The 10084-nt window shown below is 64.0% G+C and carries 8 protein-coding genes and 1 rRNA gene; 7 read left to right on the plus strand and 2 right to left on the minus strand.

What is annotated here, in order from left to right:
- The first annotated feature begins 6 nt into the window (after positions 1 to 6).
- The 4 genes from IEX24_RS04180 (at position 7) to IEX24_RS04195 (ending at position 5027) form a co-directional block, all read left to right on the plus strand.
- On the plus strand, positions 7 to 1089 hold the full coding sequence (locus IEX24_RS04180; protein ID WP_188674059.1) for an acetamidase/formamidase family protein: 1083 nt from the start codon (positions 7 to 9) through the stop codon (positions 1087 to 1089).
- Between the two features lie 292 nt (positions 1090 to 1381).
- The gene (locus IEX24_RS04185) at positions 1382 to 2605 is read left to right on the plus strand and encodes a pyridoxal-phosphate-dependent aminotransferase family protein (RefSeq protein WP_188674349.1); all 1224 of its coding nucleotides are present in this window, start codon (positions 1382 to 1384) and stop codon (positions 2603 to 2605) included.
- Positions 2602 to 4017, plus strand: a complete 1416-nt coding sequence (locus IEX24_RS04190; protein ID WP_229715072.1) for an allantoate amidohydrolase — start codon at positions 2602 to 2604, stop codon at positions 4015 to 4017. Before IEX24_RS04185 ends, IEX24_RS04190 begins: the two co-directional genes overlap by 4 nt.
- A complete protein-coding gene (locus IEX24_RS04195; RefSeq protein ID WP_203585934.1) occupies positions 4014 to 5027 on the plus strand; it encodes a MurR/RpiR family transcriptional regulator in 1014 nt (337 codons plus the stop codon). The genes IEX24_RS04190 and IEX24_RS04195 overlap by 4 nt, the downstream gene beginning before the upstream one ends.
- A gap of 37 nt (positions 5028 to 5064) precedes the next feature.
- Here the strand turns inward: IEX24_RS04195 and IEX24_RS04200 are convergent, their stop codons facing one another.
- Both IEX24_RS04200 and IEX24_RS04205 read right to left on the minus strand, forming a co-directional pair.
- Complete coding sequence (locus tag IEX24_RS04200; RefSeq protein WP_188674070.1) at positions 5065 to 7587, minus strand: transglycosylase domain-containing protein; 2523 nt, start codon at positions 7585 to 7587, stop codon at positions 5065 to 5067.
- Positions 7588 to 7689: 102 nt separating this feature from the next.
- A complete protein-coding gene (locus tag IEX24_RS04205) occupies positions 7690 to 8535 on the minus strand; it encodes a nucleotidyltransferase family protein (protein ID WP_188674073.1) in 846 nt (281 codons plus the stop codon).
- A gap of 48 nt (positions 8536 to 8583) precedes the next feature.
- Here IEX24_RS04205 and uraD point away from each other — a divergent pair, with 48 nt between their 5' ends.
- From uraD to IEX24_RS04220, 3 genes are all read left to right on the plus strand, one after another.
- Positions 8584 to 9072, plus strand: a complete 489-nt coding sequence (uraD, locus tag IEX24_RS04210; RefSeq protein WP_188674076.1) for a 2-oxo-4-hydroxy-4-carboxy-5-ureidoimidazoline decarboxylase — start codon at positions 8584 to 8586, stop codon at positions 9070 to 9072.
- Positions 9069 to 9410: a hydroxyisourate hydrolase gene (uraH, locus tag IEX24_RS04215; protein ID WP_188674089.1), complete on the plus strand. Its 342-nt coding sequence runs from the start codon at positions 9069 to 9071 to the stop codon at positions 9408 to 9410. Before uraD ends, uraH begins: the two co-directional genes overlap by 4 nt.
- A 560-nt stretch (positions 9411 to 9970) precedes the next feature.
- Positions 9971 to 10084: ribosomal RNA gene (locus IEX24_RS04220) — 16S ribosomal RNA — on the plus strand; the annotation flags it as partial.

Below are 10084 nucleotides of genomic sequence, written 5' to 3' on the forward strand. Positions count from 1 at the left end.
TCTGACATGATCCTCGATCCACTCCAGCCCGGCAGCGGAACGATCCGCTCACAACACTATCTGCCCGCAACAGGCCGAAATGTTCTCTGGGGCCGGCTGCCGTGCGCTGCAGACGCGGCGGTGCTTGAGGTCGATTCGGGAGCCGAGGTCACCATCGACACCCTCAGCCACGAAGGCATTCTCGAAGACCAAGGCCGCGACCCGCGCCGGTTCTTCGGCAGCCACGGCGTCGACGGTGACGGCGTGCTCGACGACGCCATCGCCATCGCCGCCTCGGATTACCCGCGCGACCGGGCCTCTGACGGACCGCACGTCGTCACCGGGCCCATCCGAATTCGCGGAGCCAAACCCGGCGATCTGCTCAAGATGACGCTCATCGAAGCCCTGCCTCGCGTGCCCTACGGCGTCATCTCGAACAGGCACGGCCGAGGCGCCCTGCCCGGCGAGTTCCCCGTCGGCATCGAAACGGTCAGCGCGTTCGCGGCCGTCGACGAAGACGCTGACGGTCGACGCGTAGGCACCCTCCCGCTCGTCGCCGCCGGCCCGCGTTCGGTGCGCTTTCCGCTCAACCCGTTCCTCGGCATCATGGGCGTCGCGGTTTCTGGTGACACTCGCCCGCACTCGGTTCCGCCCGGCCCGCACGGCGGCAACATCGACATCAACCTGCTCACCGCCGGAAACTCCCTCTACCTACCCGTTCAGGTCGAGGGTGCCCTCGCGTACGTCGGTGACCCGCACTTCGCCCAGGGCGACGGCGAAGTCGCGCTCACCGCCATGGAGGCCTCGCTTCGAGTCACAGTCCGCTTCGATGTACTCAGCCAGACGGATGCCCTGCAGCAGTTCGGCCAGCTCGTCGGCCCCCTCGCCGAGACCTCTGAGTTTCTCGTGCCAACAGGTATGAGCACCGACCTCGACGAGGCCGTACAGCACTGTGTTCGTGCCGCCATCGCCCTCCTCGGCGCCCGTTACGGTATGGACTCGCACCTGGCCTACGCCTACCTCAGCGCGGCCACCGACTTTAACATCTCCCAAGTGGTCGACATCGTGAAGGGCGTGCACGCCCGAATCCGCGTAGCCGACTTCACCTAACGCCCGCCGCCGCGCACCCGTCCGCGCGTGGTGGGTCCGCGCGTGGTGAGCCCGATACGCCGAATTGAGCCCGGTCTAGCGGCCTCAAAACGTCGTAACGGGCCCACAAGGGGGAGACGTCTTGCGTAACACGTGTGAAACACTTGTTGCATAGGCTGATTGTCTGAAACACTTGTATCAGAGCATCCGGGAGCCGCCCGCGCCCGACCGCGACGGTTCAGCGCCGGCGCTACCGCCAACAAGGAGAACCCTCATCGCCAGCCAGCCCATCAATCCGCCCGCCCGTCTGCTCATGGGCCCGGGCCCGATCAACGCCGACCCGCGCGTACTGCGTGCAATGTCGGCACAGCTCGTGGGCCAGTACGACCCGGCGATGACGGCCTACATGAACGAAACCATGGGGCTGTACCGCGAGGTGTTCCAGACCGAGAACGAGCAGACTCTGCTCATCGACGGCACCTCGCGCGCCGGCATCGAGGCGGCACTCGTCAGCATGATCGAGCCCGGCGACCGGGTACTCGTGCCCGTCTTCGGCCGCTTCGGGCATCTTCTGCGTGAGATCGCCGAGCGCTGCGGCGCCGAGGTGCACGTCATCGAGGCCGAGTGGGGCACCGTCTTCACGCCCGAGCAGATCGAGCGGGCGATCATCGAGACGCAGCCCAAGATTCTCGCCGTTGTGCACGGCGACACCTCTACCACCATGGCTCAGCCGCTCGACGAACTCGGCGCCATCTGCCGCGCCCACGACGTCATCTTCTATACCGACGTCACCGCGTCGCTCGGCGGTAACACGTTCGAGACCGACGCCTGGGGCCTCGACGCCGTGACCGCCGGCCTGCAGAAATGCCTCGGCGGCCCGTCGGGTTCGGCCCCGGCCACGTTCTCGGCGAGGGCCGTCGAACTGATTGATTCACGCAAAAGCATCGAGGCGGGCATCCGTTCGGCAGGCGATGAGGTATCTGCGACACCCATTCGCTCGAACTACTTCGACCTGTCGATGATCTTCGACTACTGGGGCCCCAAACGCCTCAATCACCACACCGAAGCCACCACCATGCTCTACGGGGCCCGCGAATGCGCGCGCCTGCTCGTCGACGAGGGCATCGACAGTGCTGTCGAGCGGCACCGGATGCACGGCGGTGCCATGCTCGAAGGCCTCCGTGGCCTCGGCCTCAGCATCTTCGGCGACACTCGCTACAAGATGAACAATGTCACTGCGGTCTACATCCCCGACACGGTTTCGGGCGACGCCGTTCGCGGCGAACTGCTCGATGACTTCGGCATCGAGATCGGCACCTCGTTCGGCCCGCTGCACGGCAAGGTCTGGCGCATCGGAACGATGGGCTACAACGCCCGTAAAGACACCGTGCTCACCACGCTCGCCGCCCTCGAGCAGGTCTTGCGTCGTGCAGGGGCCGGGGAATCCATCACGCCCGGCGGGGGAGTAGCCGCTGCCTACGACTTCTACGCCGACCAGTCGGCCGAGGCCGACTTCGCCGCGAGCGTCGCCTTGTGACCGACCCCATCTCCCCGTCGCCCGCATCCCCCGCGACTGCCGACAGAGCCCCCCTCGAGCTCCCTGCCGCGTTCGGCCACGCGGCTGCCCCGACCACACCGGGCCGCCTGGCCGCGCCGGTCACCGCCCTACCACCCGAGGTCACCGCTCGCACTAGCGCGCTCTCCTTACTCGCCCGTTGCGACGAGCTCGCCGCCTACAGCACCCTGCCGAACGGACTCATCCGCCGCGTCTACCTCACCAACGAGCACCGCGCCGTCAACGCGCTCGCCGCCACCTGGATGCGCGAAGCCGGCATGACCACCTGGCAAGACGCGGCGGGCAATCAGTGCGGCCGCCTCGAAGGCGCCGTTCCCGGCCTCCCCGCCCTTGTGCTCGGCTCGCATCTCGACACCGTGCCCTCGGCCGGTCGTTACGACGGAATTCTGGGCGTACTGACTGCCATCGCAGTGGTCGACCGCATCCACGCCGCCGGCATTCCGCTGCCCTTTGCCCTCGAAGTGGTCGCCTTCGGAGACGAAGAAGGCACCCGCTTCGGCCGCGCTCTTCTCGGCAGCCGCGCCCTGGCCGGAACGTTCGACCCCGACTGGCTCGACCTCACTGACGAAAACGGCGTCACCCTGCGCGACGCGTACACAACCTTCGGCCTTGACCCCCAGCATCTTGCAGCCGCCGCCCGCGCCCCCGAATCACTCGTCGGCTACCTCGAAGCACACATCGAGCAGGGCCCCTATCTCGAAGAGGCAGATCGCCCCCTCGGCATCGTCTCCACCATCGCAGGCGCTCGCCGTTTCGCCATCACCGTCAACGGCCACGCGGGCCACTCCGGCACCCCCTTCGACCGGCGAAAGGATGCACTGGCCGGCGCCAGCGAAATCATCACCATGATCGAATCCACCGCCCGCGCGGCCGGTCTCATCGCCACCGTCGGCCACCTGGAGGTGTTCCCCAATGCCGTCAACGTCATTCCGGGCCGCGTCGAGTTCAGTCTCGACCTGCGCGCCGAATTCGACGAACAACGCGACCGCGTCTGGAACGACATCACGTCAGCCATCACCGCCATCTGCGAAGCTCGCGGTCTCACCTTTGCCGTTCGGCAAACCCACAACGCACCCGCCGTCGCCTGCAGCCCTCGACTTCGCGGCGCCATCTCGGCCGGCATCACGGCGACAGCGGGCGACCCCGACCCTATGCTCCTGCTCAGTCGTGCCGGTCACGACGGCATGGCCGTGGCAGACGTCACCGACATCGCGATGCTCTTCATCCGTTGTCGTGGCGGCGTGAGCCACCACCCCGACGAGCATGTAGAGGCACCCGACGTCTCCGCTGCGACCGATGCCTTCGAGCTCGCCGTTCTCTCCCTGGCCGCAGCCACCCCGCTGCCGACCGCGCCCGACTCCGAGCTCCGATGAACCCGCGGGGCGCCAGCAGCGACGCCACGGCCATGCCCGGTGCCGCCGCTAGCAGCGCCGCCCTCGCCACATCAGATGCGCCCGCCACACCAGACGCGCCGGCCACCTCAGACGCCCTCGCCATACCCGGCGACGCCGCCAGCACAGGTGCCCCCGCTACACCAACGGCCCGCGCCGAACCCATCGCCCAGCGCATCGACGACTCCTACGCCGACCTCACCCCGCAAGAGCAGCGCGCCGCCGACTTCATCCTCGACCACCTCGCCGATCTCGCCGTCTACAACGCCTCCGAACTAGCCCGCCTCAGCGGAGTCTCCAAGGCGACCGTCAGTCGCCTCTTCCGCAGCCTCGGCTTCACCGACGCCCAAGAGGTGCGCGACCACGCCCGAGCGCTCCGCAGTCAGGGCGTTCCCCTCGGCGGAGTCACCCTCGGCCCCGCTGGCCGCGCCGATGCCGGCAGCACTCATCTCGATCACGAACTCGCGAACATCCGCCAGGCCTTCATCACCATCGCCGACGGCAGAATCGATGCCGCAGCCACCCTTCTCGCGTCAGCGCGCCGCGTCGTGGTGATCGGCCTCCGCAACTCGTATCCCGTCGCCCTCCACCTGCGCCAGCAGCTCATTCAGGGCCTCGACGACGTGCGCCTCGCGCCCCAGCCCGCCCAATCCATCGGTGAAGAACTCGCCGGGCTCGGCCCGAACGACGCCGTGGTTCTCGTCGGCTTCCGTCGCCGCCCGCGCGGTTTCACCCGGGTAGTGGATGCCCTGCAGCACCTCGACGTGCCCCTCATTCTCCTGGCCGATTCCTCCGCCGCCCGGTACGCCCCCCACTCGAGAATCTGGCTCGAGTGCCCCGTCGACACCATCATGGCCCTCGACAGCTACGCGGCCGCCAACAGCCTCGTCGCAGTACTCGCCAGCGAAACCCTCGCCATAGCCGCTCGCGGTACTCGCACCCGCATCTCGTCGATCAACCGCCTCTACGGCGACCTCAACGAACTCGAGTAATTCGCCCCCATCACCCGCCGATTTCGTCGAATAGCTGTTACTTAGGCGCGCAGACGCTCAATGTCACTGCTGTCGCAGATTGATTGAGTAGCCCTGCGGCGGGCGATTGGGCCGTGACGGTGTTGGGCGAGCATCCTGGATCTGGCGAGGTCACTTGGGTGACATGCCAGCCGCTCAACGCGCCAAGCGCAGCGGCGATGGGCTTTCCGGTTACGTCTGGCAAATTCTTCAGTGAGCCGTCACTCGTTTGGAGAGTGACCTGCGAGCCCTTGACCAGGCCGCTGCCGGGAGGTGGATTGCTCGCGGCGACCTGGCCGGCCGGGCGATCAGACGCGATCACGCCACCATCAACACCGACAAAACCGGAATCCGTCAACTTCGCCAGCGCCGACGACAAAGAAAGACCTGTCACATCAGGTACCGCGACCGACTGCCCGACCCGAAGGTCTCGGTCGGGCGAAGCGAAGTCATCACCACCGTAGGCATCAGCAGTGTTGACGTAGTAGTCGTGCCACATGTATACCCGAGATTTTCCTTGACTGACCCTGCCGCTTCCCGGGCCGTCGATGGTCGTGCTGCGAAGGGAAACATGCCCCGAAACGTTTCCGGCCCACGATGCCGTGACGAGCTTGGTCGTGCCGCCCACCAACCACAAGCTCTCTTCGTTATCTGTGGTGCCTGTCTTGCCGCCATGGTCGATGCCGTCGCTCGGGTCTCCGTAGTTGGCCGTACCGTTTCCGCTTTCGACGACCCCTTTCATGGCGTAGCTGGCTGCAATTGCTATTTTCGGGTCTACAGCCTGCGTGCAGGTCGACGGAGGCACCGCGACAGCCGACCCTGTGGCATCAGTGATCGAGTCGATGGCGATTGGGGTACAGAACATGCCCTTGTTGATAACCCCGGCATATGCGGCCGCCATTGTGAGGGGGGCAATTTCGTTTGTGCCGAGTACAGCGGCGACATTGTCTTTGAGCGGTTGCCCATCGGCACGATGAACGCCGAGCGATTTCGCCACGTTTCGAATGTCACACGCGTCGAGTTGCTCAGACATCACGATGAATGCATTGTTTACCGATTCCTCGAATTGGGTCAGTACGTCGTTTCTGCCACCCGCCTCGCCCGCGTCGTTCTGAGGGTCATAACTGCCATAGTCGACACCATCGCAGTTGGCGAATTTCGATTTGTCGAATTTCTGCCCGTTCGACCCGTTCACAATGTCACCGAGCGAGTGACCGGTTTGCAACCAGTTGATCAGGGTGAAAAGTTTGTACGTCGAACCCGTCTGAAACCCCGTCGACCCGCCGTAGTTCTCATCGGTCGAGTAGTTGACCGATGTGGCGTCGGCAGGAGCGTCCGGGTCTTCAGAGAAGTTCTTGTTCTGCGCCATAGCGACGACTCGGCCGGTTCCCGGCTCGACAGTTACCATGACACTGCCGAGATCAAGATCCCCGTCGGTGTACGGCATGTAGTACTTCACAGTCTCGTCGGCAGACTTCTGCAGGTTCATATCGAGAGTCGTGTGAATCTGATAGCCACCGGTGTTGAGGGCATGTTCTCGAGCTTCGGGCGTGTCACCGAAAAGTGGATCTTGTTCGATGATCTTCTTGACGAAGTCGCAGAAGAATCCGGCACCTTCGATGGCGGTCTGGCATCCGGTCGAAGGCGGTGTGATTTTCGGGGTAACGGGCGTTGCGATTGCGTCGTCGAATTGCTGCTGCGTGATGGCATGCTGTTTCAGCATCGACGGCAGAACGTCTTTATCCCGACGCGCTGTGTTGTCGTCGATGTGCTGCTGATCAAGGTCGATTCTGAGGCCCTCTGGTTCGTTGACCGTCGCAATCAGACTTGCCGCCTGCGCTAGCGTGACGTCCTTAGCGCTCACGCCGAAGTAGTACTCTGCTGCCGCTTGGATGCCGTAAACACGACCACCGAAAAGCGAGATGTTGAGATAGCCGAGCATGATGTCGTCTTTGCTGTACTCCTTCTCAAGCCCGATAGCCAGCTTCATCTCTTTGAGTTTGCGGTCGAGCGTCGGGGCTGTGCAGTCTGCGTACGCAGCCTTCTCCTGATCAGGATCGGTAATGGCTTCAGCGCGCTGAACGCAGATGTTTTTGACATACTGCTGCGAAATGGTTGAGGCGCCAGATTGAATACCGCCGGTAAAGAAGTTGCCCATCAATGCGCGGGCCGTCGACTCCACATCGAGCCCGCCGTGCTCGTAGAAGCGGGGGTCTTCGGTTGAAACAAGGGCGTCTTTCACGTACTGCGAGATGTCGTTCCAACCGACGCTTTGCCGATTCTGTTCGAAGAACGAAGCAAGAAGTATCTCTGATCCATCAGGGTTCTTGCCGTAGAGGCTCGAGGTTTGAGAGAGGGCATCGGGCTTGATGTAGTCGGGAAGGTTCTCGAAAATGTTGATCGTGCTGTTGGCTGTCGTACCGGCGACAGCGATGACGGGGGCCACCATAGCCGTCACGAGAACACCCGCCAAAACACTCAGCGTGATAATTCCAAGAAGGGCGCCCAGGGCGGCGCGAAGCGAAGATGAAGCAGCGTGCATCCCGACAGGGTAGCCGACAAAACCGAGAAAAGATCATTAAAAGTGTCAAAACCCGAAAGGCGTCGCCGAAAGCCCGGGCAGTCGCGACTGGGGCCTTCATTCTTACGCCGTTCCGCCGCTCGGCGGTAAAAGCCGATCGACGTCTGCTCCGCTACCCAGGTCGCCGCACTCCACGAGCTCGGCCCCATGAGCCTCGAGGTACGCCCGCGCTCCCCGATCCCCGGTGATCTCGTCAGCCAGCGCATTCCAGTGCTCCCTGCCCACGAATACCGGATGCCCGGGCCGCCCTTGATACGTCGCCTGCACGAGTGCCCGCCGACCCCGAGCACCCTCGAACGCGACATCATCGTCTGCGCCGCCGCCGTGGCCCCCGCGGTCACCTTCACCGAGCGCGCGCGCCACGACTCGGTCGATCTCGGCTGCGACGAGGTCTGGCAGATCGACCAGCGTGATGACGACCCCGCTGGCTTGCGGCGTTCGCCGATCGGCAGCCTCCGCACCCCCGGCAGCTTCCCCACCCCCGGTAGCCTTCGCGGCCTCCACATGCTCCGCAGCCCCCGCACCCGCCACGACATCCGCACGCTCCGCACTGCCCGCGGCCTCGGCACGCTCTGTAGCCCCCACCGCACCGAGCGCGAGCAGCCCCACGCGCAGCGACGCAGACATGCCCTCGGCCCAGTCCAGCGCGCGCACCACGCGAAGGCGTGCGTCCGCATCCAGCGAGGCGGCCAGTACCGCTTCGACCTCCGCCGCGTGAGCTCCCACCACCACGACCACCGGCGAGCATCCGGACGCCAGCAGCAACCGCGCACCGCGCACCACCCACGCCACCCCATCGTCACTGCGAACAAGTGCCTTGGGCATGCCCATGCGCCGCCCGGCCCCCGCGGCGAGCAGCAGCCCGGCAACAGGTATCTCGCCAGGCCCGTGCGCTAGATGGTGCGTCATCTGTTCATCGTAAACGCGCCGGTAGGCTTGCCTCATGACGAGGCAGACATGGTGAACCCGCCGCCCGACGAGTTGCGCGCGGCGCTGTATTCGTGTGCAGCCGTGAGCCGCTGGGTCGACGAGGTCGCTGCCGCCGCACCCTTCGATTCTTCGCACGATCTGCTCGAGGCAGCCCGCGAGGCGACCCCGTTCAGCGCTGCCGAAATCGACGAAGCCCTCGGCGATCATCCCCGCATCGGCGAGAAGCACGCTTCCAACACTGCTGCCGCCGTCTTCTCGCGAAACGAGCAGGCCGCGTCGGAGACAGAAGACGAAACTCTCGCCCGCGCACTCGCCGACGGCAATGCCGACTACGAGCAGCGCTTCGGCCGCATCTTTCTCATTCGCGCGAAGGGCAGAACGAGGCCCGAGATCGTGGCCGAACTTCGCCGCAGACTCACCCTCGACGACGCAACCGAACTCGCCACGGTGAGCGGTGAGTTGCGCGACATCGCCCTGCTGCGTCTCGAGTCGATCTACGCGGAGCAGCTCTCATGACGCGCAGCCACGTCACCTCGCACGTGCTCGATTCGACGCTTGGCAAACCAGCCGAAGGTGTGCCTATCGCGCTCCACTCGTGTGCAGACGGCGAGTGGATGCCCGTTGCCTCTGCCATCACCGACGCCGACGGCCGCGTCAGCACCCTCGGGCCCGCTGCGCTTTCTGCCGGTCGGTACCGAGTGACTTTTGACACCGGCGCGTATTTCGCTGCCCAGGGCATCACGGCGTTCTACCCCGAAGTCGCCATCGTTTTCGAACTCGCGAATGAGGGGGAGCATTACCACATCCCCCTTCTCCTCAGCCCGTTCGCGTACTCCACATATCGGGGTAGTTGACCGTGCTTTCGGCCTTCTGGCGGGCGAGTACTTCTCAATTTGCGCACTCGTGAAAAAGCCCATAGAGTAACTACTCGTCACCCCAAAGGTGCCGGAAAGCCGAAGTGCTTCTGGGCCTCAAGTGGGGGCCATCCCCAGCAAACAGAGCAAAGATTTTCTCGTAGAACCCTGCTCTCGAGCGTAAGATGTAAAAACACTCCTGCACCGACTCTGGTCGGGTTTTCTTGGCGAGCCAACTTTCAAGTTGCACGCCATGAACACCTCGATTTGACACGGATGCGGCAAGTGATAAGATAGTGAAGTTGCCCCGAACCGGGTCTTGCGAAAGCGAAAAGCCAGTTCAGGTGCGTCCGATCTTTGAGAACTCAACAGCGTGCACATTGTCAAATGCCAATTTCCCGTAATCGTCTTTTGGATGGTTTGGGTTCCTTTGGGAAATGAAATTAGTGGATCCTTCTTTGGGAGGGTTCACGGACAAGCAAGTCAGTAATGATTTGTTCTGTCAGCATCAAACTTGTCAGGTTGTGTTCGATTCCCGTTCACTTCTTGGCGCGTAAGCATTTACGGAGAGTTTGATCCTGGCTCAGGACGAACGCTGGCGGCGTGCTTAACACATGCAAGTCGAACGATGATGCTAGCTTGCTAGCGGATTAGTGGCGAACGGGTGAGTAACA

It is taken from the genome of Subtercola lobariae (assembly GCF_014640255.1).
In the GTDB taxonomy this organism is placed as follows: domain Bacteria; phylum Actinomycetota; class Actinomycetes; order Actinomycetales; family Microbacteriaceae; genus Subtercola; species Subtercola lobariae.

Excerpts from the sequence above, each read along its gene's own strand:
- uraH (WP_188674089.1), top strand. The coding sequence starts at position 9,069 with ATGACGCGCAGCCACGTCACCTCGCACGTGCTCGATTCGACGCTTGGC.
- IEX24_RS04195 (WP_203585934.1), top strand. The coding sequence starts at position 4,014 with ATGAACCCGCGGGGCGCCAGCAGCGACGCCACGGCCATGCCCGGTGCC.
- uraD (WP_188674076.1), top strand. The coding sequence starts at position 8,584 with ATGGTGAACCCGCCGCCCGACGAGTTGCGCGCGGCGCTGTATTCGTGT.
- IEX24_RS04205 (WP_188674073.1), bottom strand. The coding sequence starts at position 8,535 with ATGACGCACCATCTAGCGCACGGGCCTGGCGAGATACCTGTTGCCGGG.
- IEX24_RS04200 (WP_188674070.1), bottom strand. The coding sequence starts at position 7,587 with ATGCACGCTGCTTCATCTTCGCTTCGCGCCGCCCTGGGCGCCCTTCTT.
- IEX24_RS04185 (WP_188674349.1), top strand. The coding sequence starts at position 1,382 with ATGGGCCCGGGCCCGATCAACGCCGACCCGCGCGTACTGCGTGCAATG.
- IEX24_RS04180 (WP_188674059.1), top strand. The coding sequence starts at position 7 with ATGATCCTCGATCCACTCCAGCCCGGCAGCGGAACGATCCGCTCACAA.